22 protein-coding genes are annotated in these 25,602 nt (G+C 69.3%); 19 read left to right on the plus strand and 3 right to left on the minus strand.

Annotation, left to right across the window (positions count from 1 at the left end; all coding sequences use genetic code 11):
* The first annotated feature begins 101 nt into the window (after positions 1-101).
* Genes dnaE through ORG17_RS07010 form a run of 6 tightly spaced genes read left to right on the plus strand, consistent with a single transcriptional unit; the run spans position 102 to position 7,709 of the window.
* Positions 102-3,581, plus strand: coding sequence for a DNA polymerase III subunit alpha (gene dnaE, locus ORG17_RS06985; protein ID WP_071245757.1), 3,480 nt, complete (start codon positions 102-104; stop codon positions 3,579-3,581).
* Positions 3,582-3,592: 11 nt separating this feature from the next.
* Positions 3,593-3,943: a DUF2200 domain-containing protein gene (locus tag ORG17_RS06990; RefSeq protein ID WP_214526352.1), complete on the plus strand. Its 351-nt coding sequence runs from the start codon at positions 3,593-3,595 to the stop codon at positions 3,941-3,943.
* Positions 3,940-4,818 (plus strand): hypothetical protein, encoded by an 879-nt coding sequence (locus ORG17_RS06995; RefSeq protein WP_214526351.1) that lies wholly within the window; start codon positions 3,940-3,942, stop codon positions 4,816-4,818. Before ORG17_RS06990 ends, ORG17_RS06995 begins: the two co-directional genes overlap by 4 nt.
* A complete protein-coding gene (gene hisD / locus ORG17_RS07000; protein ID WP_214526350.1) occupies positions 4,815-6,122 on the plus strand; it encodes a histidinol dehydrogenase in 1,308 nt (435 codons plus the stop codon). Before ORG17_RS06995 ends, hisD begins: the two co-directional genes overlap by 4 nt.
* A gap of 13 nt (positions 6,123-6,135) precedes the next feature.
* The gene (gene nrdR, locus ORG17_RS07005; protein ID WP_027465260.1) at positions 6,136-6,636 is read left to right on the plus strand and encodes a transcriptional regulator NrdR; all 501 of its coding nucleotides are present in this window, start codon (positions 6,136-6,138) and stop codon (positions 6,634-6,636) included.
* Positions 6,633-7,709, plus strand: a complete 1,077-nt coding sequence (locus ORG17_RS07010) for a quinone-dependent dihydroorotate dehydrogenase (protein WP_111057758.1) — start codon at positions 6,633-6,635, stop codon at positions 7,707-7,709. Before nrdR ends, ORG17_RS07010 begins: the two co-directional genes overlap by 4 nt.
* Positions 7,710-7,870: 161 nt before the next feature.
* On the opposite strand, the gene ORG17_RS07015 is transcribed toward ORG17_RS07010, so the two are convergent.
* Positions 7,871-8,446 carry a DUF3043 domain-containing protein gene (locus ORG17_RS07015; RefSeq protein WP_173033354.1) on the minus strand — a complete coding sequence of 192 codons (576 nt, stop codon included), beginning with the start codon at positions 8,444-8,446 and terminating at the stop codon, positions 7,871-7,873.
* A gap of 52 nt (positions 8,447-8,498) precedes the next feature.
* On the opposite strand from ORG17_RS07015, the gene ORG17_RS07020 reads away from it, so the two are divergent.
* The 6 genes from ORG17_RS07020 (at position 8,499) to ORG17_RS07045 (ending at position 15,274) form a co-directional block, all read left to right on the plus strand.
* Positions 8,499-9,950 (plus strand): dipeptidase, encoded by a 1,452-nt coding sequence (locus ORG17_RS07020; RefSeq protein WP_214526349.1) that lies wholly within the window; start codon positions 8,499-8,501, stop codon positions 9,948-9,950.
* Positions 9,951-10,008: 58 nt separating this feature from the next.
* The gene (locus tag ORG17_RS07025; RefSeq protein WP_035808216.1) at positions 10,009-10,377 is read left to right on the plus strand and encodes a HesB/IscA family protein; all 369 of its coding nucleotides are present in this window, start codon (positions 10,009-10,011) and stop codon (positions 10,375-10,377) included.
* Positions 10,378-10,670: 293 nt separating this feature from the next.
* Positions 10,671-11,573: an aa3-type cytochrome oxidase subunit II gene (gene ctaC, locus ORG17_RS07030; RefSeq protein WP_027465265.1), complete on the plus strand. Its 903-nt coding sequence runs from the start codon at positions 10,671-10,673 to the stop codon at positions 11,571-11,573.
* An 11-nt stretch (positions 11,574-11,584) separates the two neighbouring features.
* Positions 11,585-13,321 (plus strand): aa3-type cytochrome oxidase subunit I, encoded by a 1,737-nt coding sequence (gene ctaD, locus ORG17_RS07035; protein WP_027465266.1) that lies wholly within the window; start codon positions 11,585-11,587, stop codon positions 13,319-13,321.
* A 4-nt stretch (positions 13,322-13,325) separates the two neighbouring features.
* A complete protein-coding gene (locus ORG17_RS07040) occupies positions 13,326-13,742 on the plus strand; it encodes a cytochrome c oxidase subunit 4 (RefSeq protein ID WP_071245740.1) in 417 nt (138 codons plus the stop codon).
* Between the two features lie 158 nt (positions 13,743-13,900).
* The gene (locus ORG17_RS07045; protein WP_071245742.1) at positions 13,901-15,274 is read left to right on the plus strand and encodes a glucose-6-phosphate dehydrogenase; all 1,374 of its coding nucleotides are present in this window, start codon (positions 13,901-13,903) and stop codon (positions 15,272-15,274) included.
* 210 nt (positions 15,275-15,484) lie between these two features.
* On the opposite strand, the gene ORG17_RS07050 is transcribed toward ORG17_RS07045, so the two are convergent.
* Together ORG17_RS07050 and ORG17_RS07055 are read right to left on the minus strand one after the other, a co-directional pair.
* Positions 15,485-17,443, minus strand: coding sequence for a glycoside hydrolase family 15 protein (locus ORG17_RS07050; RefSeq protein ID WP_250892160.1), 1,959 nt, complete (start codon positions 17,441-17,443; stop codon positions 15,485-15,487).
* Positions 17,444-17,521: 78 nt separating this feature from the next.
* Complete coding sequence (locus ORG17_RS07055) at positions 17,522-18,586, minus strand: App1 family protein (protein WP_035808219.1); 1,065 nt, start codon at positions 18,584-18,586, stop codon at positions 17,522-17,524.
* Positions 18,587-18,724: 138 nt separating this feature from the next.
* Here ORG17_RS07055 and ORG17_RS07060 point away from each other — a divergent pair, with 138 nt between their 5' ends.
* From ORG17_RS07060 to cydB, 7 genes are all read left to right on the plus strand, one after another.
* Complete coding sequence (locus tag ORG17_RS07060) at positions 18,725-19,372, plus strand: TetR/AcrR family transcriptional regulator (protein WP_051596682.1); 648 nt, start codon at positions 18,725-18,727, stop codon at positions 19,370-19,372.
* A 228-nt stretch (positions 19,373-19,600) separates the two neighbouring features.
* Positions 19,601-20,527 (plus strand): ABC transporter ATP-binding protein, encoded by a 927-nt coding sequence (locus ORG17_RS07065; protein ID WP_071248155.1) that lies wholly within the window; start codon positions 19,601-19,603, stop codon positions 20,525-20,527.
* Positions 20,524-21,240, plus strand: a complete 717-nt coding sequence (locus ORG17_RS07070) for an ABC transporter permease (protein ID WP_027465272.1) — start codon at positions 20,524-20,526, stop codon at positions 21,238-21,240. Before ORG17_RS07065 ends, ORG17_RS07070 begins: the two co-directional genes overlap by 4 nt.
* Entirely contained in the window at positions 21,237-21,965 is a 729-nt protein-coding gene (locus ORG17_RS07075; RefSeq protein ID WP_138803099.1) for an ABC transporter permease, read from the plus strand. The genes ORG17_RS07070 and ORG17_RS07075 overlap by 4 nt, the downstream gene beginning before the upstream one ends.
* Positions 21,962-22,885, plus strand: a complete 924-nt coding sequence (locus ORG17_RS07080) for an ABC transporter substrate-binding protein (RefSeq protein WP_214526348.1) — start codon at positions 21,962-21,964, stop codon at positions 22,883-22,885. Before ORG17_RS07075 ends, ORG17_RS07080 begins: the two co-directional genes overlap by 4 nt.
* Positions 22,886-23,160: 275 nt before the next feature.
* Positions 23,161-24,573, plus strand: a complete 1,413-nt coding sequence (locus tag ORG17_RS07085; RefSeq protein ID WP_027465275.1) for a cytochrome ubiquinol oxidase subunit I — start codon at positions 23,161-23,163, stop codon at positions 24,571-24,573.
* Between the two features lie 16 nt (positions 24,574-24,589).
* A complete protein-coding gene (cydB, locus tag ORG17_RS07090) occupies positions 24,590-25,594 on the plus strand; it encodes a cytochrome d ubiquinol oxidase subunit II (RefSeq protein WP_110864636.1) in 1,005 nt (334 codons plus the stop codon).
* The last annotated feature ends 8 nt before the right edge of the window (positions 25,595-25,602 follow it).

A 25,602-nucleotide genomic window follows, 5' to 3' on the forward strand; every position in this document is an offset into this window, starting at 1 on the left:
GCGGTTAGGCTGTTCCCACCCCGCAGCACACCGTACGAACCGGAGGTTCCGTGTCGGATTCCGACTCCTTCGTCCACCTGCACGTGCACAGCGAGTACTCGATGCTCGACGGTGCCGCCAGGCTCTCCGACCTCGTGGCGGAGACCGCCGCGCAGGGGATGCCCGCCGTGGCGGTGACCGACCACGGCAACATGTTCGGTGCCTTCGAGTTCTGGAAGGCCGCAAAGGCCGGTGGCGTCAAACCGATCATCGGGACCGAGGCGTACATCACGCCGCGCACGCACCGCTCGGACAAGACCCGTGTGCGCTGGGGTGACGGTGGTGGCGACGACGTGTCCGGCGCCGGTTCGTACACGCACATGACGATGTTCGCCGAGAACACGACGGGCATGCACAACCTGTTCCGGCTGTCGTCCAAGGCGTCGCTCGAGGGGTACTACTTCAAGCCCCGCATGGACATCGAGCTCCTGCAGGAGTACCACGAGGGCATCATCGCCACCACGGGCTGCCCCTCGGGGGAGATCCAGACGCGCCTGCGTCTCGGCCAGTACGACGAAGCAGTGCAGGCGGCCGCCGACTACCGCGACATCTTCGGCAAGGAGAACTACTTCGCCGAGGTCATGGACCACGGCCTCGAGATCGAACGCCGGATCATGAGCGACCTGATCCGCCTGGCGAAGGACCTCGACATCCCGCTGGTCGGCACGAACGACCTGCACTACACGCACGCCCACGACGCCAAGTCGCACGCGGCACTGCTCTGCGTGCAGTCCGGCTCGACCCTGAACGACCCGAACCGCTTCAAGTTCGACGCCGACGAGTTCTACCTGAAGACCCCGGCGCAGATGCGGCACGTCTTCCGCGACAACCTCGAGGCCTGCGACAACACGCTGCTCATCGCAGAACGCTGCAACGTCGAGTTCGACACCTCGGCCAACTACATGCCGAAGTTCCCGGTGCCCGAGGGCGAGACCGAGCACTCCTGGTTCGAGAAAGAGGTCGCGAAGGGGCTGGACTACCGGTACCCGGACGGCATCTCGAAAGAGGTCCAGGACCGCGCCGACTACGAGGTCGGCATCATCAACCAGATGGGCTTCCCCGGCTACTTCCTGGTGGTCGCGGACTTCATCAACTGGTCCAAGAACAACGGCATCCGCGTCGGCCCGGGGCGTGGCTCCGGTGCCGGCTCGATGGTCGCGTACGCGATGCGCATCACCGACCTCGACCCCATCCGGCACGGCCTGATCTTCGAGCGGTTCCTCAACCCGGACCGCGTCTCGATGCCCGACTTCGACGTCGACTTCGACGACCGGCGCCGCGGTGAGGCGATCAAGTACGTCACCGAGAAGTACGGGTCGGAGCGCGTCGCGCAGATCGTCACGTACGGCACGATCAAGGCGAAGCAGGCGCTCAAGGACTCCTCGCGCGTCCTCGGTTTCCCGTTCGGCATGGGCGAGAAGCTCACGAAGGCGATGCCGCCGCCCGTGATGGGCAAGGACATCCCGCTCACCGGGATCTTCGACAAGGACCACCCGCGCTACAAGGAAGCCGTCGACGTCCGCACCGTGGTCGAGACCGACCCCGAGGCGAAGACCGTCTTCGACACCGCACTCGGGCTCGAGGGGCTGAAGCGCCAGTGGGGCGTGCACGCGGCCGGCGTCATCATGTCGAGCGACCCGCTCATCGACATCATCCCGATCATGAAGCGGGAGCAGGACGGCCAGATCGTCACGCAGTTCGACTACCCGGCAGCGGAGTCGCTCGGCCTGATCAAGATGGACTTCCTGGGGCTCCGCAACCTCACGATCATCAGTGACGCCCTCGACAACATCAAGACGAACCGCGGGACCGAGCTCGACCTCGAGAACATGGGTCTCGAAGACCCCGAGGCGTACGCGCTCCTGCAGCGCGGCGACACCCTCGGCGTGTTCCAGCTCGACGGTGGGCCGATGCGTGGCCTGCTGCGGCTGATGAAGCCCGACAACTTCGAGGACATCTCCGCGCTCATCGCCCTGTACCGCCCGGGGCCCATGGGTGCGAACTCGCACACGAACTACGCGCTCCGCAAGAACGGCGAGCAGCCGATCACGCCGATCCACCCGGAGCTCGAAGAGCCCCTCAAGGACATCATCGGCACGACCTACGGCCTGATCATCTACCAGGAGCAGGTCATGGCCATCGCGCAGAAGGTCGCGGGGTTCTCCCTCGGCCAGGCGGACATCCTCCGCCGCGCGATGGGCAAGAAGAAGAAGTCCGAGCTCGACAAGCAGTACGCGGGCTTCCAGCAGGGCATGAAGGACAACGGGTACTCCGACGCGGCGATCAAGACGCTGTGGGACATCCTGCTGCCCTTCTCCGACTACGCGTTCAACAAGGCGCACTCGGCGGCCTACGGTGTGGTGTCCTTCTGGACCGCGTACCTCAAGGCGCACTACCCGGCCGAGTACATGGCGGCGCTGCTGACGAGCGTCGGCGACGCCCGCGACAAGCTCGCGCTCTACCTGAACGAGTGCCGCCGGATGGGCATCAAGGTGATGCCGCCGGACGTCAACGAGTCGATCGGCTTCTTCGCCGCCGTCGGCGACGACATCCGGTTCGGCATGGGTGCCATCCGCAACGTCGGGTTCAACGTCGTCGACGACATCGTCAAGGCCCGGACCGAGAAGGGCGCCTTCGAGTCGTTCCACGACTTCCTGCGCAAGATCCCGATCTCGTCGGCGAACAAGCGCACGGTCGAGTCGCTCATCAAGGCCGGTGCCTTCGACGAGTTCGGCGACACCCGGCGTGCCCTGGTGGAGATCCACGAGGGCGCGGTCGAAGGTGCGGTGAAGGTCAAGCGCGACGAGGCCCACGGCAACGTCGGGTTCGACTTCGACTCGCTCTTCGCCGAGGCAGCGGAGGACGCCCCGAGCGCCGCGGTGTCGCAGGTGCCGGACCGTCCGGAGTGGTCCAAGCGCGACAAGCTCGCGTTCGAGCGGGACATGCTCGGGCTCTACGTGTCCGACCACCCGCTCGCCGGGCTCGAGATCGAGCTCGCGAAGCACCAGTCGATCACCATCGCCGACCTGCTGACCGCCGACGACTCGATCGAGGGCGAGACGGTCACCGTCGCCGGCCTGCTGACGAGCGTGCAGCACCGGGTGGCGAAGACGAGCGGCAACCCGTACGGCATCGTCGACATCGAGGACTTCGGCGGCCAGATCGGCGTGATGTTCCTGGGCAAGACCTACCAGGAGTTCGGCCCGTCCCTGGTGCCCGACTCGATCGTCGTCCTGCGCGGCCGAGTCAACGTCCGCGACGACGGCAAGGCCCTGCACGCGGTGAGCATGTTCCAGCCGAACGTCGGTGACGCGATGGGCTCCGGCCCGCTCACCCTGTCGCTGCCGGAACGACAGGCCACGACGACCACGGTGACGGAACTCGCCGCCGTGCTCGGCCGCCACCAGGGTGACACCGAGGTCCGGCTGAAGCTGCTCAAGGACGACGTCGCGCGCACCTTCGAGCTGCCGTTCCCGGTGAACCTGACCCCCGACCTGTTCGGCGAGCTGAAGAGCCTGCTCGGACCCCGCTGCCTGGTGTAGGAGCGTCGACCATGGCCGGTCACCGGATCTTCGGGACGCCCGTCGCGGACGTCTACGGGCACTACCTGGCGAAGGTGGAGCGGAAGGGCCACACGAAGGCGGAGCTCGACACCGTCATCGAGTGGTTGACCGGCTTCGACGACCTGGCGCTCGCGCAGCACCTGGCCGACCGGACCACGTTCGAGGACTTCTTCGCCAGCGCGCACCTCAACCCGAACGCCCCGCTCATCACCGGGGTGATCTGCGGGGTGCGGATCGAGGAGCTCGACGACCCGCTCATGCTGCAGATCCGGTACCTCGACAAGCTCGTCGACGAGGTCGCCAAGGGTCGGCCGATGGTGAAGATCCTGCGGACCGCGTGACCGACGGGCAGCCCGCACCGCACGTCCTGCGGGCGTTCGGCGTGCACGACCGGCTGCTCGAGCGCCTCGCCGGCGGGCGCGGACTCACGTGGCGCGCCGGGGACGTCGTCCTCCGCCCGTCCGGTGACCGCCTGGAGGCCCGGTGGCGGTCCGCCACGCTGGCGCGGCTCGTCCACACGGCCGGGTTCCGGACGCCGCGCCCGGTCGCCGCCGCGTCCGGGGACTGGGTCGTGGACGCCAGCCCCAGCGCCGGCGACGCCGCCGGCGCTGGGGCCGGCACCGGCGTCAGCACCGGCGACGACGGTTGGGAGGCCTGGCGGTGGGTCGACGGTCGGACCGACCCGACTCGCGTGGACGACGTGATCGCCGCGGGCGCAGCGTTCCACCGGGCGATCGCCCGTCTGCCACGCCCGGACTTCCTCGACGACCGCGACGAGCCCTGGAGCCGGGCGGACCGCACGGCCTGGGGCGGAGCAGCCCTTCCCGACGACCCGACGCTGGACCGCCTGGCCGCGACGTTCCGGCCGGTGACGTCCCCGTCGCAGCTCGTCCACGGCGACCTGCTCGGCAACGTGCTCTTCACGCCGGGGGAGCCGCCCACGGTGTTCGACTGGGCACCGTACTGGCGCCCGGCGGGCCTCGGCGCCGCGATCGCCGCGGTCGACGCCGTGTGCTGGCACGGGGTCGCCGTCGGTCGGCTCGGCGTGCTCGGCACCGGCGTCCCCGAGTGGCCGCAGCTGCTCGTCCGTGCCCTGGCGTTCCGGATCGCCACGCTGCACCTGCTCGACGCGTGGGACGCCGACCAGACGGTCCGCCACCGGCCCGTGGTCGACGCCGTCGTGCAGCACGCCGCCGGTACGCTGGAGGCCTCATGATGCAGCGAATCGACCTCCGCGGCGGCCTCCCCGCCCGTGCCGAACTCCTCCGACTCATGCCCCGTGCCGCGGGTGACGTGTCGCACGCGGTCGACGCCGCGCGCGAGTTGATCGAGGACGTCCGGCACCGTGGCGCCGCGGCCCTGCACGACCAGGCCGAGCGCTTCGACGGCGGGGCCCCCGCGAACGTCCGGGTCCCCGCTGCCGAGATCACCGCCGCCGTGGCGGGGCTCACCCCCGAGGTCCGAGCAGCCCTCGACGAGGCCATCCGCCGGGTCCGGGCCGCGAGTGCCGCGCAGATCCCCGCCCCGTCCGTGACGACCCTGGCCGACGGCGCCGAGGTCCACCAGCGCTGGCAGCCGATGCGCCGCGTGGGGCTCTACGTGCCCGGTGGCAAGGCCGTCTACCCGTCCAGCGTCGTGATGAACGTCGTCGCGGCCCAGGTCGCGGGCGTGCCCTCGATCGCCCTCGTGTCGCCGCCGCAGCGCGACCACGGCGGCGCGGTGCACCCGACGATCCTCGCGGCGGCGGGGCTGCTCGGCGTCGACGAGGTCTACGCGATGGGCGGTGCCGGAGCCGTCGGCGCGCTGACGTACGGCGTCGCCGAGATCGACCTCGAGCCGGTCGACCTGGTCACCGGTCCGGGCAACAACTACGTCGCCGCGGCCAAGCGTCTGGTGCGCGGGGTGGTGGGCATCGACTCCGAGGCCGGGGCGACCGAGATCCTCGTGATCGCGGACGACACCGCCGACGCCGGGTTCGTGGCCGCCGACCTCATCAGCCAGGCCGAGCACGACGAGCAGGCCGGCAGTGTGCTGGTGACGACGTCCGCGGCGTTCGCCGACGCGGTCGAGGCCGCCATCCCGGAACGCACGGCGGTGCTCGGGACGGCTGCGCGCCTCCAGGCCGCCCTGGACGGACCGCAGTCCGCGATCGTCCTGGTGGACTCCCTGACCGACGCGGCGACCGTGAGCAACGCGTACGGGCCGGAGCACCTCGAGATCCAGACGGTCAACGACGACGCGGTGCTGGCCGACATCGACGCCGCCGGTGCGGTGTTCGTCGGGCCGAGCACGCCGGTGAGCCTGGGGGACTACCTGGCCGGGTCGAACCACGTGCTGCCGACCGGCGGCCAGGCCCGGTTCGGGTCCGGGCTGTCAGCGTCGACGTTCCTGCGGCCCCAGCAGATCGTGCGGTACACGCCCGAGGCCCTGGCCGAGGTCGCGCCGCACATCGTCGCGCTGTCCACCGAGGAGCAGCTCCCCGCGCACGGGGCCGCCGTGACGGAGCGCACGAACCGATAGCCTGGGGAACGACATGTTCTGCCCCTTCTGCCGCCACCCGGACTCCCGCGTCGTCGACTCACGGACGAGCGACGACGGAACCTCCATCCGCCGCCGTCGTCAGTGCCCCAACTGCGGTCGACGGTTCTCGACCACCGAGACCGCATCGCTCAACGTCGTGAAGCGCAACGGTGTCACCGAGCCGTTCAGCCGCGACAAGATCGTCTCCGGCGTGCGCAAGGCGTGCCAGGGGCGCCCGGTCACCGACGGTGACCTGGCCGTGCTCGCGCAGCGCGTCGAGGAGACCGTCCGGTCCTCCGGATCCAGCCAGATCGACGCGAACGACATCGGCCTCGCGATCCTCGCGCCCCTTCGTGAGCTCGACGAGGTCGCCTACCTGCGGTTCGCGAGCGTCTACCAGGCGTTCGACTCGCTCGAGGACTTCGAGGACGCCATCGGCCAGCTCCGCCGCGACCACCACGGGGCGTCCGACACGGCCGCCGGGTCGTCCGCACCGTCCGGCACGCGCGCGTGAGCGGCATCGCCGAACGGATCGTGCGCGGTGGCTACCGCGTCGTGTTCCGTTCCGTGTTCGCGAACATGGACCCGGAGCGCGCCCACCACCTGGCGTTCGCCGTCATCGCGGGGCTGCCCCGCGTGCCGTTCCTGAGCGGCGTCGTCGAGCGGTACTGCCGTCCCGCGGCGGCCGACGGCGTCACCACGATGGGCATCCACTTCCCGTCGCGCTTCGGCCTGGCCGCCGGGTTCGACAAGGACGCCCGCGGCATCGCCGGTCTCGGCCTGCTCGGCTTCGGCCACGTCGAGGTCGGCACCATCACCGCCAAGCCGCAGCCCGGCAACGAGCGCCCGCGCCTGTTCCGGCTGATCGGCGACCGCGCCCTGATCAACCGCATGGGCTTCAACAACCACGGCGCCGCTGCGGCCGCCCGACGCCTCGAGCGCGCCCGCCGCAACCCCGGCCGACCGGTCATCGGCGTGAACATCGGCAAGAGCCGGGTCGTCTCCGTCGAGGACGCCATCGACGACTACCTCGAGTCCACCCGTCGGCTCGCGACGTTCGCGGACTACCTGGCGGTCAACGTCAGCTCGCCGAACACGCCCGGCCTGCGCGGGCTGCAGGAACTGGACCAGCTCCGACCGCTGCTGTCCGCGGTGCGTGACGCCGCCGGCCGGACGCCGGTGCTCGTCAAGATCGCACCGGACCTGACCGACGAGCAGATCGACGCGATCGCGGGCCTCGCGGTCGAGCTCGGACTGTCCGGGGTGATCGCCAACAACACGACGATCTCCCGTGAGGGCCTGACGGCCGATCCGTCCGACGTCGAGGCGATGGGTGCCGGGGGCCTCTCCGGTGCGCCGGTCGCCGCCCGCTCGCTCGAGGTCCTGCGTCGCGTCCGCGCCGCGGTGCCCGCCGACTTCTGCGTCATCGCCGTCGGTGGTGTGACCACCGAGCAGGACGTGCAGGATCGCATCGACGCCGGGGCCACGCTCGTGCAGGGCTACACGGCGTTCCTCTACGAGGGACCGACCTGGGCCGCGCGCATCAACCGGCTGCGCCGACGGCGGCTGCGTCGCGCCGCGCGGTAGACGCGACCACCTGACGGACCGGAGGCCCGTGGCGACACCGCCACGGGCCTCCGGTCCGTCGTGTGGGTGCGCTCACGGCCGCTTCGTGAGCAGGAATGGGGGAGCGGGAACGACGAAGCGCCGCCCGGCAGGCCGGGCGGCGCTTCGTCGTGTGCGTGTGGCTAGAGGGTGGGGTACTGCCCACGCCGGACCTGGGGCTTCGGCAGCCGCAGGAAGCGCAGCTGCCACGCCCGCGTGAGGATGTAGAGGAACGTGCCGCGCTGGAGCTCGCCGAACTTGGCGGTGAGCTTGCGGCGGAGCGACAGCCACAGCACCACGCAGTCGATGATGAACAGCGCCACGAACGCCCACACCAGCAGGAGCGAGTAGGACGCGATCACGGTCTGCGCGGCCGCGAACCCGACGATCAGGAACAGCACGAGCACGGGCATCATGACCTCGCCGACGTTCCAGCGGGCGTCGATCCAGTCGCGGACGAAGCGTCGCTGCTCACCGCGGTCCTTCGCCGGCAGGTAGCGCTCCTCGCCGTTGGCCATGCCGACCCGGGCACGCTCGCGCTCCGAGTTGAGACGTGCGCGCGCAGCCTTCTTGTCGACCGGCGTGTTGCCGACGAGGGGGCGGCGGTTCGCTGCCTCTCGCTCGCGGCGGGACGGCGTGGGGCGGCCCTTGCCCTGCTCGAGGAGCTCGGCCTCGGTCGGGTTGACGGTCGTGTTGGTCTTGGGGGCTGCCTTCGCCACGGTGCGTTCCTAACGGCGGTGTGCGTGCGGGATCTCCTCTAGATTACCGGGCATGACCGACAGCGAACAGCACAGCCCCGCGACCGACCCCGCGCTCCTCGACGCCCTGCGCGAACACGTGCAGGGGGCACTGCCCACGACGATCGCCGACCTGTCCGCGCTGGTGCGCCTGCCGTCGGTGTCCTGGTCGGCCTTCGACCCGGCGAACGTGCGCGCGAGTGCCGAGGCCGTCGCGGACCTCGCCCGGTCCACCGGGGTGTTCGGCGCGGACGACGTCCGGATCGTGCGGTCGGCGGTGTCCGGCTCGACGGCCGACGTCGCCGAGGCCGACGCCGAGACCGAGCTCGGCCAGCCCGCGGTGCTCGCGGTGCGCCCGGCGCGGAACGGCAAGCCGACGGTGATGCTCTACGCCCACCACGACGTGCAGCCGCAGGGCGACGAGGCCCTGTGGGAGACGCCGCCGTTCGAGCCGACCCTGCGCGGTGACCGCCTGTACGGCCGCGGCGCCTCGGACGACAAGGCCGGCGTGATGACGCACATCGCGTCGCTCCGCGCGGTGCACGCCCAGTTCGGCGACGACCTCGACCTGGGGATCGTGCTGTTCGTCGAGGGCGAGGAGGAGTTCGGCTCCCGCTCGTTCCGCACGTTCCTGCGCGAGCAGAAGGAGCACCTCGCCGCCGACGTCATCGTCGTGGCGGACAGCGACAACTGGTCGACCGAGGTGCCGTCGATCACGGTCTCCCTGCGCGGCAACGTCACCTTCAAGCTCACCCTGACCACGCTCGAGCACGCCAGCCACAGCGGCATGTTCGGGGGAGCGGCCCCGGACGCGATGATCCCGATGGTGCGGCTGCTCGCCTCGCTGCACGACGCCGACGGCTCGGTCGCCGTCGACGGGCTGACCTCGTACGAGGCCGACGTGCCGGAGCGCACCGAGGACGAACTCGCCGTCGACGCCGCGCTCGTGTCCGGTGTGCGCCCGATCGGCACCGGCGCCGTGCTGTCCCGCATGTGGTTCCAGCCGTCGATCACGGTGACCGGCATGGACGTGCCGAGCGTCGCGAACGCCTCGAACACCCTGCTGCCCACGGTCTCGGCACGGGTGTCGGTCCGCGTCGCCCCCGGCCAGGACGCCCGGCAGGCGTCCGCGGCCGTCGAGCGCCACCTGCGCGAGCACGTCCCGTTCGGTGCACGGATGGAGATCACCGAGCCGGACAGCGGCGACGGGTTCCTCGTCGACACCGCTGGCTGGGCCGTCCAGGAGGCCCGCACGGCGATGCGCGAGGGGTGGGGCGCCGAGGCGGTCGAGCAGGGAATCGGCGGGTCGATCCCGTTCGTGTCCGACCTCGCCGCGGAGTTCCCGGACGCGCAGATCCTGGTCACCGGCGTCGAGGACCCGGACACCCGTGCGCACAGCCCGAACGAGTCACAGCACCTCGGTGTCCTGCACCGTGCCATCGCGTCGGAGACGATCCTGCTCGCCAGGCTCGCGACGCGCAGCTGAGGGTGCTTACAATCGACGCCAGGCGCGGTGACCAGCACCGCCCGGAGGGAGACGCGCGATGAGCGACACCATCACCGAAGCACCGGCGACCGAAACGCAGTCGCACGGCGTCCTCCTGAGCGACGCCGCTGCCGGCAAGGTGGCGAGCCTGCTCGAGCAGGAGGGCCGCGACGACCTGCGCCTGCGCCTCGCCGTCCAGCCCGGTGGCTGCTCGGGCCTGATCTACCAGCTGTACTTCGACGAGCGTCTGCTCGACGGTGACGTCACCGCCGAGTTCGACGGGGTCGAGGTCGTCGTCGACAAGATGAGCGTCCCGTACCTCGACGGCGCGACGATCGACTTCGAGGACACGATCCAGAAGCAGGGCTTCACGATCGACAACCCGAACGCGCAGGGCAGCTGCGCCTGTGGTGACAGCTTCCACTGATCACCAGCGATCCGACACGCGAGCGGGGAGCGACCGGAACGGTCGCTCCCCGCTCGCGTTCGTGTGGCCGGACGTGGCGCGCCGGGGCGCGGCGTGACCGGGCGAAATGGTGCCCGCCGACGTGCGGATCGAGGCCAGAACCGTGTCGTGTGTGCGCGAGCGGTACCGAGCTGCGAGTAAGCTAGGAGTGTTCCAATCAAGCTGGGAGCCAGCCATGCGCCGCCTTCGTGCGGCTCGCCGTCGGACTCGACGGGCTGACCTCCTGAAGCTCACGTCTTTTGCGAGAGGTAACAGTGCGTTCGAATCGCCGTATACGTTGGGCGGCCGTCCCGGTGGCCGTCGGTCTGGTCATCGCACTGGCTGGCTGCACGCAGCAGCAGATGAACGGATGGCTCCCCGGCACGGAGGAGACGAAGAACGTCACCAACCACACGAGCCGCATCGTCGGCCTGTGGACCACCAGCTGGGTCGTTCTGCTCGCCGTCGGTCTCATCGTGTGGGGCCTGATCATCTGGGCAGCGATCGTCTACCGCCGCCGGAAGGGCCAGACCGGCCTGCCCGTGCAGATGCGGTACAACATGCCGCTCGAGATCTTCTACACGATCGTGCCGCTGATCCTGGTGCTGGGCTTCTTCGCCTTCACCGCGAAGGACCAGGCCGCGATCGAGAAGCCCTTCGCCGACCCCGACGCCACCGTGCACGTGTACGGCAAGCGCTGGGCGTGGGACTTCAACTACATCAACAAGGACAACCCCGAAGAGAGCGTCTACTACCAGGGCATCCAGGCCCAGGAAGAAGAGAACGCCAACGGGGCGATCGACGAGTCGCAGCTGCCGACCCTCTACCTGCCGAAGGGCAAGAAGGTCGCGATCGAGCTCTCCTCGCGCGACGTCGACCACTCCTTCTGGGTCATCGACTTCCTCTACAAGAAGGACATGCTCCCGGGCAAGACCAACTGGGAGTACTTCATCCCGGAGAAGCTCGGCACGTACCAGGGCAAGTGCGCGGAGCTCTGCGGTGAGTACCACTCGCTGATGCTCTTCCAGGTGAAGGTCGTCACGCCGGCGCAGTACCAGGACTACCTCGACACCCTGAAGGACCAGGGCAAGGTCGGTCTGCTCGGTGACGAGTACAACACCAACACCAACGAACCGAACAACAAGGCGCCGGTCGAGGCGTCCAGCGAGAACAAGTAGGGGCTCGTCAGATGACAACGTCACTCGTCGGCCAACCGACCCAGACCTCGTCGCCGGACTTCCAGGCGTCGAAGGTGGGTCGGAAGGGCAACATCGTCGTTCGGTGGATCACCTCCACCGACCACAAGACCATCGGGTACATGTACCTGATCGCGTCGTTCATCTTCTTCCTGCTCGCAGGTGTGATGGCGCTCGTGATCCGTGCCCAGCTCTTCGAACCCGGCCTGCACGTGGTCGCGACGAAGGAGCAGTACAACCAGCTGTTCACGATGCACGGCACGATCATGCTGCTGATGTTCGCGACGCCGCTGTTCTCGGGCTTCGCGAACGCGATCATGCCGCTCCAGATCGGCGCGCCGGACGTCGCCTTCCCGCGACTCAACGGCTTCGCCTTCTGGCTCTACCTGTTCGGCTCGCTCATCGCGGTCGGCGGCTTCCTCACCCCGCAGGGCGCTGCCTCGTTCGGGTGGTTCGCCTACGCGCCACTGAGTGACACGACGTTCACACCAGGGCTCGGCGGCACACTCTGGGTCTTCGGGCTCGGCATGACCGGCTTCTCGACGATCCTCGGCGCGGTGAACTTCATCACCACGATCATCACGATGCGTGCCCCGGGTCTGACCATGTTCCGCATGTCGATCTTCACGTGGAACACCCTCGTGACGGCGCTCCTCGTCCTGATGGCCTTCCCGGTCCTCGCGACGGCGCTCTTCGGCCTCGGGCTCGACCGCGTGTTCGACGCACAGATCTTCAACCCGGCCAACGGCGGGGCTCTGCTCTGGCAGCACCTGTTCTGGTTCTTCGGGCACCCCGAGGTCTACATCATCGCGCTGCCGTTCTTCGGCATCGTCTCCGAGGTCTTCCCGGTGTTCAGCCGCAAGCCGATCTTCGGGTACAAGACCCTGGTCTACGCGACGATCTCCATCGCGGCCCTCTCGGTCACGGTGTGGGCGCACCACATGTACGTCACCGGTGGCGTCCTGCTCCCGTGGTTCTCGCTCATGACGATGCTCATCGCGGTCCCGACCGGCGTGAAGATCTTCAACTGGGTCGGCACCATGTGGCGCGGTTCGGTCACGTTCGAGACCCCGCTCCTCTGGGCCCTCGGCTTCCTCATCACGTTCACCTTCGGTGGTCTCACCGGCGTGATCCTGGCGTCGCCGCCGCTCGACTTCCACGTGTCCGACTCGTACTTCGTCGTGGCGCACTTCCACTACGTGGTCTTCGGCACCGTCGTCTTCGCGATGTTCTCCGGCTTCTACTTCTGGTGGCCGAAGTGGACCGGCAAGATGCTCAACGAGCGTCTCGGCAAGATCCACTTCTGGCTCCTGTTCATCGGGTTCCACACGACGTTCCTCATCCAGCACTGGCTGGGCGTCATCGGCATGCCGCGTCGGTACGCGACGTACCTGCCGAACGACGGCTTCACCTGGATGAACCAGCTGTCGACGATCGGCTCGATGATCCTCGCGATCTCGTTCCTGCCGTTCATCTTCAACGTCTACGTGACCGCCCGGAACGCACCGAAGGTCGCCGTGAACGACCCGTGGGGCTACGGCCGCTCGCTCGAGTGGGCGACCTCCTGCCCGCCGCCGCGCCACAACTTCACGTCGATCCCGCGTATCCGTTCGGAGTCCCCGGCCTTCGACCTGAACCACCCCGAGGCCGGTGTGCCGATCGGTGTGGGTCCCGCGAAGGACGCCCCCGATGCCCCGACCTACGACGCCGCGAAGGGCGAGGTGAAGTAACGCCATGCGCGCGAACACCAACCTGTTCTGGATCCTCTTCGGGTTCTTCATCCTGGCGGACGCCGCCTACACCATCTGGGCGCTGATCTACTACGGCGAGCCCGAGTGGGTGGGCACCGTGGCGATCGGCCTGACCGGCCTGATGTCGGCGTTCATCGCCTTCTACCTTGGCAAGGTCATGTCGTCCCAGGGCGGGGTCCTGCCCGAGGACCGTCCCGACGCCAACATCGAGGACGGCGACGCCGAGCTCGGGCACTTCAGCCCGTGGTCGTGGTGGCCCATCCTGCTGGCCGCCGCGGTCGCCGTCTGCTTCCTCGGCGTGGCCGCCGGCCTGTGGATCGTCCCGATCGGGCTCGTCCTCGTGGCGATCACCCTGGTCGGCTGGGTCTACGAGTACTACCGCGGCAACTTCGGGCACTGACCCGGCGCTGCAGCGCACCTGACACTTCGGGCGGCACCAGAACGGTGCCGCCCGAAGTGCGTCCAGGAGACGAACTCCGGTCCCGATCCGGAACAAACGGGCCCGCCCGCGACTTGACTGGAGCGGACCTCCCACCACAGCGAAAGGAGTCACCTCAGGTGACCGACAAGCGCACCCTCATCATCTTCGGCGCAACGGGCGACCTCGCCTCCCGCCTGCTCCTGCCGGGCCTCGGCACGTTCCTGCAGAGCGGCCGTGCCGTTCCCGTGCAGCTGATCGGCACGGGCCGCAGCGAGCGCAGCCCCGAGAAGTGGAAGGACATCGTCACGCAGTCCTTCGCGTCGCAGGACGTCAAGGGGCCGGAGGTCGACGCGACCATCGAGTCGACGCAGTTCATCCAGGGCGACCCCACCGACCCGAAGCACCTCGAGGCGCTCCTGGCCGCGGCCGACTCCGAGCCGATCCTGTACTTCGCCCTCCCGCCGCAGATCGCCTCCGACATCTGCGAGGCGCTCGAGCACGTCGAGCTCCCCGAGGGCACGACCCTGGCCTTCGAGAAGCCCTTCGGCACCGACGTCGCCAGCGCCCAGGCCCTCAACGAGACGGTGCTCAAGCTCGTCCCCGAGGACCGCGTGCACCGCACCGACCACTTCCTCGGCCGCACCACGGTGCTGAACATCATCGGTCTGCGCTTCGCGAACCGCCTGTTCGAGCCCATCTGGAACGCCGAGAACATCGAGAAGGTCGACATCTTCTACGACGAGACCCTCGGTCTCGAGAACCGCGCCCAGTACTACGACGAGGCCGGTGCGATGGTCGACATGATCCAGTCGCACCTGCTGCAGATCCTCGGCCTGGTCACGATGGACGCCCCGGCCGCGATCGACGCGGTCGAGTTCCGCTCGTCGCTCGCCCGGGTCCTGCGCTCCACCCGCCTCAAGGGCGACGACGCGAAGATCGCCTCGCGCCGCGCGGTCTACACCGCCGGCACCATCGACGGCAAGGAACTGCCGTCGTACCAGGAAGAGGACGGCGTCGACCCGTCGCGCCAGACGGAGACCCTCGCCGAGATCTCGGTCGAGGTGGACACCGCCCGCTGGGCAGGCGTCCCCTTCACGCTGCGCTCCGGCAAGGCCCTCGGCGCCAGCCGCAAGGAGGTGCTGATCACGTTCAAGCCGGTCACGCGCCTCCCCTCCGGTCTGAGCGGTCGCCCGAAGACCGACACGCTGCGCATCGTCCTGAACCCGGACGAGATCGAGCTGTCGGTGTCGGCCAACGGCGGTGGCAACCCGTTCGAGATGGGACAGGTCACCCTGTCGTCGTCGTTCAGCGACGGCGAGCTCACCCCGTACGGCGAGGTCCTGAACGGCATCTTCCACGACGACCCGCTGCTCTCCATCCGCGGCGACGTGGCCGAGCGCTGCTGGGAGATCGTGGAGCCGGTCGTCGCCGCCTGGAAGGCCGACGAGGTCCCGCTCGAGGAGTACCGCGCCGGTTCGCGCGGCCCGGCGGACTGGGAGTCGTCGTCCTGACGGACGCGCTGCCGACGTCCTGAACGGACGCCCTGACGGACGGGAGGCCCGGTGCCAGCTGGCACCGGGCCTCCCGTCCGTCGTGGAGTCACCATCAGGGCACCGCAAGACGCCGTCGTGTCTTCGAGACGCCGCCGGATCCTGCGGCGTCTCGGCGGCTTCGAGGTGTCGCGCGAAGACGACGGCGTCTCCCGGGGGCTGAGCCGGACGTCAGGCGGGGGAGCCGGCGCGCTCACCCTCGCCGGTCCACGACCGCGTGCCGCCGTCGTGGACGGGCAACCGCGTGCGGTGCCCGACGGCCGCGCCACGTGCACGCTCGATGGCGTCCGCTGCCGACACGAGCGTCAGGTGCGACAGCACCTGCGGGGTGTTGCCGATGTGGTGTCCGGTGGCGACGTCGATCTCCTCGGAGAGCATGCCGACGTCGTTCGCGTACCCGACGAGCACGTCCATCAGGCGCTCGGCGTCCTCGACCCGTCCCGAGGCCGCGTACTGCTCCACCAGCCAGAACGAGCACGCCAGGAACGGGTGCTCGGCGCCGGACAGCCCGTCGAAGCCGGCCGTCGTGCGGTAGCGGAGCACGAGGCCCTCGTCCCCGACGCGCAGGTCCTCCTCGATGGCGCGGACGGTGCCCGTCATCCGGGGGTCGTCGGCGCGGCAGAACCCGACCTGCGGCAGGACGAGCAGGCTCGCGTCGACCTCGTCGGTGTCGTAGTGCTGGCGGAACGAACCGCGCTCGGCGTTCCAGCCGTGCTCCTCGATCTCGGCGCGGACGGTGTCGCGCAGGGTGCGCCAGCGGTCGACGGGGCCCTCGAGGCCGAACTCCTCGACTGCGGCGACCCCGCGGTCGAACGCGGCCCAGATCATCACCCGCGAGTGCGTGAAGCTGCGCCGCGGGCCGCGCATCTCCCAGATGCCGTTGTCCGGCTCCTGCCAGTGCTCCTCGACGTAGCCGAGCAGTGCCCGTTGCAGCGCCCAGGAGTCGGCGTTCTCCTCGACCCCGAGCTCGCGCGCGTCGTGCAGTGCCGCGAGCACCTCGCCGAAGACGTCGCCCTGGTACTGCGTCGAGGCGCCGTTGCCGACGCGCACGGGAGTCGACCCGAGGTACCCCGGCAGTTCGGGCAGCTCCCGTTCGGGCAGCTCGCGTTCGCCGGCGATGCCGTACATGATCTGCACGTCGGCGGGGTCGCCCGCGATCGCGCGCAGCAGCCAGCCGCGCCAGTGCGTCGCCTCGTCGCGGTAGCCGTGGGCGATGAGCGACGCGAGCGCGAGGGAGGCGTCGCGCAGCCACACGTAGCGGTAGTCCCAGTTGCGTTCGCCGCCGGGGTCCTCCGGCAGGCCCGTGGTCGCGGCCGCGACGACGCCACCGGTCTCACCGTGGGTCATCGCGCGGAGGAACACCAGCGACCGTCGTGCGGCGTCGGCGTACCGACCGGTGGTCTGCGCCGGGGCGGTCCACGCCGTCCACCACGAGACGGTGTGGGCGAGGGCCGCGTCGACGTCGAGCGGCTCCGGCGGCTCGCGGTGCGACGGGTACCAGGTGAGCACCGTGTCGAGCACGTCGCCGTCGTGGATCGTCGTGACGGCGGTGTGCCGGTGGTCGTCGGCGCGGAACCGCGGCCCCCGGACGATCACCGAGCCGGGGCCCGCCGTCGCGAGCAGCGCCGGTTCGTCGTCGTCCCCGATCTGCCGGATCCAGGGCAGGGCGCGCGAGTAGTCGAAGCGGATCCGGAGCGTCTGCCGGAGCTCGACGGTGCCGCGGAGCCCGCGTACCCGGCGGACGATCGAGGGGCGGTGCGCGCCGACGGGCATGAACTCGGTGACCTCGACCACGCCGGCACGGGTGGTCCACACGGTCGAGAGCACCAGGGTGTCGCCGTGGTACCGCCACTCGGCGGTGGCGTCGTCGTCGACGGGTCGGAGTGTCCAGTGCCCGTGGTCCTCGGTGCCGAGCAGCGAGGCGAAGGTGGACGAGCTGTCGAAGCGCGGCAGGCACGCCCAGTCGATGGTCCCGTCGCGGCCGACCAGGGCAGCGGTGCCGGTGCCGCCGATCAGGGCGTGGTCCTCGATGCGGTTCGGCGGCGTGTTCGGCGCTGGGTGCGGCGCGGCTGGGTGCGGTGCGGCTGGGTGTGGTGCGGCTTCGGGCGGTGCGGCCGGCTCGGTGCTCATGGACCGATCGAACACCCGATGCCCGAGCGCCGCGGTCGGCGACGGGGGCTCCGGGCCGAGATCGTGATGAAGGGTCGCTCAGGCCGGGTCGGAACCGTCGGACTCGATGATGCCGACCCGCGCGAGCTCGCTCCACAGGCCGGCGCCGTCCGGTGCGTACACCCAGGGCGCCGACGAGTCACGGGAGCGTTCCTGCGCCCGCGAGCGACCACCGGCCAGCACCGCTTCGCTCGTGGACAGCTGCCGGATGGCGACGCCCGCGACGTTGTCCGGGTGTTCCCGCGAGAAGTCCCCGTAGAGGCTCTCGTCGTGCTGTCCGTCGTCGCCGACCAGGAGCCAGCGGATGTCCGGGAAGTCCTTGGCGAGCCGCCGCAGGTTCTCCTGCTTGTGCAGCTGGCCGCTTCGGAAGAACCGGTCGTGGGTGGGACCCCAGTCGGTGAGCAGGAGCGTGCCGGACGGGTACATGTTGCGCGACAGGAAGCGCTGCAGCGTCGGGGCGACGTTCCACGCCCCGGTCGACAGGTAGACCGTCGGGGAACCGGGGTGCTGCGCGAGGATCCGCTCGTACAGCACGGACATGCCCGGCACCGGGCGGCGGGCGTGCTCGGTCAGCACGAACGAGTTCCAGGCGGCGAGCATGGGGCGGGGGAGCGAGGTCACCATGACGGTGTCGTCGATGTCGGACAGCAGCCCGAAGCGGGTGTCCGGGTGCACGACGAACACGTCGGCCTCGACGTCGCGCCCGCCGCCTGCCGACAGCCGCACCGTGCGCCAGCCGGGCTCGAGGTCGATCGGGACGATGGTGTCGACGACGCCGCCACGGTCGGTCTTCACCACGTGGGAGACACCGCCGGCGGTGACGGTGACCTCGGCGTGGTCGACGGCCACGCTCGTGAAGCTCTTCCAGCCGCGGACCCCCGCGTAGGAGACGTCGGAAGCGAGACCGCGGCGCGTCAGCAGCACACGGCACAGGATGCGCACCCAACCGGGCGCGCCGTAGCCGGTGTACGGGACCACCGTCGGCACCAGTCCGCGACGGCGTGCACGGTGCTCGCGGAACTCCTGGACGGCGTCCTCGATGCGGGCCGCGCGGTGCAGGAGCGGCTCGGCCAACGACGGCTCGTGGGACGTCGGGTCGGGCATGGCGCCATCATCCCATGTACGGCTGACGAAACCGCGCGCTGGGCGGAACTGGTGAGTCGCAGCCATGTTCCAGGCGCGTTCTGCGAAAGTTGTCCCCGTCACACCAACCAACCGCGCTGGAGCGCAAGAGGAGAACACGTGCTCGTCACCGAGGTAACGAACGCTCTGCCGGGGGGATCATCACTGCTCAGGAACGAGCCGGTCCAAGCCCGCAGTTCGGCGCGCCTCGCCGGCCTCCTCGACGCCGCAGCCGCGGTGATCGACGAGATCGGGTTCGAACGGCTCACGACCGCCATGGTCGCCGAGCGCGCGGGGGCGTCGATCGGCACCGTCTACCGGTACTTCCCGGACCGCATCGCCGTGGTCGAGGCACTCGCGATCCGCTGCACCCAGCGGCTCGCCTCCCGCTTCGTCGAGGCCCTCGACGCCAGCGGTGCCGAGACCTGGCAGGACGCGAACGACGCGCTCATCGACATGACCGCCGAGATGTACCGCACCGAACCCGGCTTCCGGGCCATCCGCTTCGGTGACCCGGCGGACACCGGCACCGGTGACGCCGAGGACCGCATGGGCGCACTCGGAGCGACCGTGGGCCAGATCATGCGCGACCGCTTCGGCCTGCCGGACGACGAGCACATCACCCGCGCCTGGGTCGTCCTCGCCGAGTCCGGTCACGCGGTGCTGGCGCGGGCGCACCGCGACCGCGAGCACCCCGACACGGAGCTGATCGAGGAGTACCGCCGGATGAACCGTGCGCACCTGGAATCGGTGATCGCGCCGTCCTGACCACCCACTCAGCCGGCGCGACACGCCGGTGACCGATCCGATCCGCCCGCGCCTCCGAACACCAAGGCGCGGGCGTCGTCGTCCCCGCCGATCCCGTCGTGCCCGTCGGCATCCCCACCGACCGGTGCACCGCCGCGGGGCCGTCACGGATCGTCACAGCGAACCGATGTCGGCACCCCCGGGTACTCTCATCCGGAGTCGGGCTACCTCCGAACAGAAGGGCACCCCATGATCGAGTTCCGCTCGGTGCGCAAGACCTACCCGGACGGCACGACTGCGGTCGAGCACTTCGATCTGGTCATCCCGTCCCGGACCACCACCGTCTTCGTCGGATCCAGCGGCTGTGGCAAGACCACGCTGCTCCGCATGATCAACCGCATGGTCGACCCCACCTCCGGCACCGTCGAGATCGACGGCTCGGACGTCGCCGGGATCAACCCCGTCGAGCTCCGTCGCCACATCGGGTACGTCATGCAGAACTCCGGACTGCTGCCGCACCGCAAGGTCGTCGACAACATCGCGACCGTCCCGCTGCTGACCGGCGTCTCCAAGGCCGACGCACGCAAGCGCGCCCTCGAGCTCATGGACACCGTCGGACTCGACCGTGCCTTCGCCGACCGCTACCCGTCGCAGCTGTCCGGCGGCCAGCAGCAGCGCGTCGGTGTGGCCCGCGGGCTGGCCGTCGACCCGAACATCCTGCTCATGGACGAGCCGTTCGGTGCTGTCGACCCCCTGGTGCGCAACGACCTGCAGGACGAGCTCATCCGCCTGCAGCGCGAACTCGGCAAGACCGTCGTGTTCGTGACGCACGACATCGACGAGGCGTTCAAGCTCGGCGACCAGGTCGTCATCCTCAAGAAGGGCGGGGAGATCGCCCAGCAGGGGACGCCGGCCGAGATCCTCGCCGCACCCGCCGACGACTTCGTCGCCACGTTCATCGGCGCCGGCCGCGGGCGCCGCGCGCTCCGCGTCGAGCAGACCCCGACCGGTCCGATCGTCGTCGACGGTGAAGGCCGCGCGGCCGGCGTGCTGACGGGCCCCGTCGGGGTCGTCGACGCCGCCGAGGCCGTGCCGCAGTCCGACGCCCGAGCAGCAGAGGCCGGAGCGTCGCACGACGCACCGGGTGCTCCGGCGCAGGGTGGGGGCACCCGGTGAAGTGGGTGCTGGCGAACCTCGACACGATCTGGGACAACACCCTCTCCCACCTCGCGATCGCGATCCCGCCGATCATCGTCGCGTTCCTGCTGTCGATCCCGATCGGGTGGCTGGTGGTCCGGCTGCAGCGCCCCGGTGGGTCGCGCTTCGCGTCGGGAGTGGGCAGCAGCATCGTGACCCTCGCCGGTCTGCTCTACGCCATCCCGTCGCTCGCCCTGTTCGTCGCGCTGCCGAGCATCATCGGCACCGGCCTGCAGAGCCCGATCAACGTCGTCATCGGCCTGACGCTGTACGGCCTCGCACTGATGGTCCGGTCCACGGTCGACGGGCTGACCTCGGTCGACTCCGAGACCAAGTCCGCATCGACCGCGATGGGCTACTCACCGGCGCAGCGGTTCTTCCGTGTGGAGCTCCCGCTCGCCGGTCCCGTCCTGCTGGCCGGGCTCCGGGTGGTCTCGGTCTCCACGATCTCGCTGACCACGGTCGGCGCGGTCCTCGGCATCCCGAGTCTCGGCCTCCTGTTCACCGACGGCCTGGGGCGCGGGATCTACGAGGAGATCCTCTCCGGCATCGTGATGGTGCTCGTGCTCGCCTTCGCCCTCGACGGCCTCCTCGTGCTGCTCGGGCGCCTGGTCATGCCGTGGACCCGGACGAACTCGGTGTCACGGCGACAGGCCCGCCGGGTCCTGCAAGCAGCGGAGGTCTCCTCGTGATCATCGGACAGGCCTTCGCATGGGTGTTCGACCCCACGAACTACGGCGGCTACAACGGCATCCCCCAGCGCCTCTGGGAGCACGTCTGGATCACCCTGCTCGCGGTGCTCATCGCCGCCGTCATCGCCGTGCCGGTCGGGTACGCGATCGGCCACACGCGCCGTGCTCGTGGCTTCTCGATCGCGGTGTCCGGCGGGGTGCGGGCACTCCCGACACTCGGCGTGCTCTCGCTGTTCGGGCTGCTGCTCGGCATCGGGCTGCAGGCTCCCTTGCTCGCCCTCGTCATCCTGGCGATCCCGTCGGTGCTCGCCGGGGCGTACTCCGGCATCGAGTCCGTCGACCCGGGGGTCGTCGACGCCGCGAAGGCCCAGGGCATGACCGGCTGGCAGATCCTGTGGAAGGTCGAGATCCCGCTCGGGCTCCCGCTCCTGATCGGTGGCATCCGTGCCGCGGTGCTGCAGGTCGTCGCGACGGCCACGCTCGCCGCGTACGTCGGGGCCGGTGGTCTCGGCGGGTACTTCTTCCTCGGCCTGAAGACCCAGGACTACGCCGAGATGCTCGGTGCCTCCATCCTCGTGATCGCCCTCGCGATCGCGTTCGAGATCGTGTTCGCCGTGCTGCAGCGGGCGGCGGTGCCGAAGGGCACCGCGGACCCGTCGGCTCGACAGCGTCAGGGGTCGCGTGAGCGAGCCCGCAATCCACTCCCGGAAGGAAATCCCTCGTGATCACAGCACCCAAGATCCGCGCCGGTGTCGCCGCCGCGATGGCGGTGGGCGTCGTCGCCGCCCTCGCCGGCTGCGCGCCGAGCGACCCGCTCGACAGCGGCTCCAGCGACTCGTCCGACTCGAAGACGATCGTCGTCGGCTCGCAGCAGTACTACTCGAACGAGATCATCGCCGAGCTCTACGCCCAGGTCCTCGAGAAGGACGGCTTCGACGTGAAGCGCAACTTCAACATCGGGCAGCGTGAGGTCTACATCCCGCAGCTCGAGAAGGGCGCCATCGACGTCATGCCCGAGTACAGCGGCAACCTGCTGCAGTACTTCGACAAGGGCTCGGACGCGAAGACCGCCGACCAGATCGACGACGGGCTCGACAAGGCCCTGCCGAAGGGCCTCCGGGTCCTCGACGAGGCCGACGCCACCGACCAGGACAGCTACACCGTCACGAAGAAGTTCTCCGAGGACAACGACGTCACGAGCCTGGCCGACCTGAAGAACGTCGACGAGAAGCTCACCGTGGGCGCCAACTCCGAGAACCAGACGCGGCCGTACGGCCCGAAGGGGCTCAAGTCGGTCTACGGCGTCGACGTCGACTTCAAGGCGATCGAGGACGGCGGCGGCGCCCTGACCGTCAAGGCGCTCAAGGACGACACCGTCCAGCTGGCCGACATCTACACGGCCGACCCGAGCATCAAGGCGAACGGCTTCGTCACGCTGAAGGACCCGGAGAACCTGATCCTGCCGCAGAACGTCGTGCCGGTCGTCTCGAAGAAGGTCAACGAGAAGGCTGCGGACGCGATCGACTCGGTCAACGAGAAGCTCACGACCGAGGCCCTGATCGAGCTCAACACCAAGAGCACGGCCGACAAGGAGAAGGCGTCCACCATCGCCGAGGACTGGCTCAAGGCCGAGGGTCTGCTGTAGCCACAGCTCCACGAAAGAAAAGCGACAGGCGTCGGGTATCTACCCGGCGCCTGTCGTCGTTCGCGCACGGGGCAGCGCGAACATCCGTGCCGCACGGTTGTGCCGTGCAGAGGCTGTGCACGTTTGTGCACGGGGAGGTTCTACAAGTTGTCGAACCGGGGTGTGGCGCGATAGCGTTGGGGTGTCCCAAGGGCTGTGACACCTGATGTATCCGTTCCACAGGAAGCAACTGACGTGCACGAACAGCGCGCGGCCACCCGTCTCGGAATCGCCGCATGAACGACCTCCTCGATCCGCTCCTCCTGTCGCGGTGGCAGTTCGGTCTGACGACCATCTACCACTTCCTCTTCGTCCCGCTGACGATCGGCATGGCAGCCGTGGTGGCCGTGTTCCAGACCGCCTGGTACCGGACCGGCCGCGCGCACTACCTGCAGCTGACGCGGTTCTTCGGGCGGATCTTCCTGATCAACTTCGCGATGGGTGTCGTGACGGGCATCGTCCAGGAGTTCCAGTTCGGCATGAACTGGTCGAACTACTCGCGCTTCGTCGGTGACGTCTTCGGCGCACCGCTCGCGCTCGAGGGGATCCTGGCGTTCTTCTTCGAGGCGGCGTTCATCGGCATCTGGATCTTCGGCTGGGACCGCCTGCCCAAGGGGCTGCACCTGGCGAGCATCTGGTGCGTCAGCGCCGGCACGATCATGTCGGCGTACTTCATCATCGCCGCGAACGCGTTCATGCAGCACCCGGTCGGCTTCGCGATGAACGAGGCCAAGGGCCGTGCGGAACTCACCGACATCTGGGCGGTGCTCGGCAACAAGGTCGCCCTGGCCGCGTTCCCGCACACGCTCTTCGCCTGCTTCATGGTCGCCGCGGCGGTCATCATCTCGGTCGCGGCCTACCACCTGGCGCGCAACCAGAACCTCGAGACGATGATGCCGGCGCTCAAGTTCGGCATGTGGACCATGCTCGCGGCCGGCGCGCTGACCGTCCTGACCGGCGACCAGCTCGGACTGACGATGGTCGACACGCAGCCGATGAAGATGGCGGCGGCCGAGGCGCTGTACAACACCGCGACCGGCAAGGACGCCTCGTTCTCGATCTTCACGCTCGGCACCCCGGACGGCGTGCACGAGCTGTTCTCGATCCGGGTGCCGTACCTGTTGTCGTTCCTGTCGACGCACACGTTCAACGGCACGGTCGAGGGCATCAACGACCTGCAGGCGCAGTACACGCAGGTGTACGGCCCCGGCGACTACAAGCCGATCATCTGGGTCACCTACTGGTCGTTCCGCTGGATGATCGCCCTCGGCGTCGGCGCGGTCATGGTCTCGCTGGTCGGCCTGTGGCTGACCCGCAAGGGCCGGTTCCCGACGCAGCGCTGGGTGTGGCGCATCGCCACCTGGACGGTGCCGCTGCCGATGGCCGCGATGATCGTCGGTTGGGTCTTCACCGAGATGGGTCGCCAGCCGTGGCTCGTGTTCGGGCTGCTCCAGACGAAGGACGGTGTGTCGCCGAACGTGACCGGACTCGAGGTCCTCATCTCGCTGCTGGTCTTCACCCTGATCTACGGCTCGCTGGCCGTCGTCGAGTTCAAGCTCATCAAGAAGGTCGCGCAAGAGGGGCCCGCCGACCCGGACGAGGTCGACGAGGAGACCGGCGAGGTCAAGCACGAAGTGACGGTCTACTAGATATGGACGCTGCCTGATGGATCTCCCCGTTCTCTGGTTCGCGATCGTCGGCGTCTTCTTCGTCGGCTACTTCGTCCTCGACGGATTCGACTTCGGTGTCGGCATGTCCCTGCCGTTCCTCGGCAAGGACGACACCGACCGTCGGGTCCTGATCAACACCATCGGCCCGGTGTGGGACCTCAACGAGACCTGGGTCATCGTCGCCGGGGCGTGCCTGTTCGCGGCGTTCCCGGAGTGGTACGCCACGATGTTCTCCGGCTTCTACCTGGCGCTGCTGCTCATCCTCGCTGCCCTCATCCTGCGAGGGGTGTCGTTCGAGTACCGGCACCAGAACAAGCACCTCGAGTGGAAGCGCCGCTTCGACCTGATGATCATCGTCGGCAGTGCCGTGCCGTCGTTCCTGTGGGGCGTCGCGTTCGGCAACGTGGTCCGTGGCATCCCGATGGACGCCGGGCACAACTACACCGGCACGATCTTCGACCTGCTCAACCCGTTCGCGCTGCTGACCGGTGCCGCGACGCTGCTGGTGTTCTTCACCCACGGGGTCGTCTTCGTCGCGCTGAAGACCGAGGGCGACATCCGCGTCCGCGCCAAGCGCCTGGCGACCCGGGCCGGCATCGTCACGATCGTCGTCGGCGCCGCGTTCCTGGTGTCGATGGCCTTCGTCCGGGCCACCCCGGCCTCGCTGGTGCTCTCCGTGGTCGCCGCCCTGGCCCTGGTGCTCGCCGTGCTCTGCAACGCCTGGGGCAAGGAGGGGCGCGCCTTCACGCTGATGGCGGTCACCATCGCCGCTATCGTGCTCGCGATGTTCACGGCGATCTTCCCCGACGTCATGCCGGCCTCGAACGACGTCGCGAACAGCCTGAACGTGTACAACGCCTCGTCCGGGTCGTACACGCTGACCGTGATGAGCTGGGTCGCGCTGATCTTCGTGCCCCTGGTCTTCGCGTACCAGGCCTGGACCTACTGGGTGTTCCGCAAGCGCGTCTCCCGCGCCCACGTCACCGCGGCCGCGCACTAGGCGGACGA

The sequence above is a fragment of the Curtobacterium flaccumfaciens pv. betae genome, from assembly GCF_026241855.1.
GTDB lineage: Bacteria > Actinomycetota > Actinomycetes > Actinomycetales > Microbacteriaceae > Curtobacterium > Curtobacterium flaccumfaciens.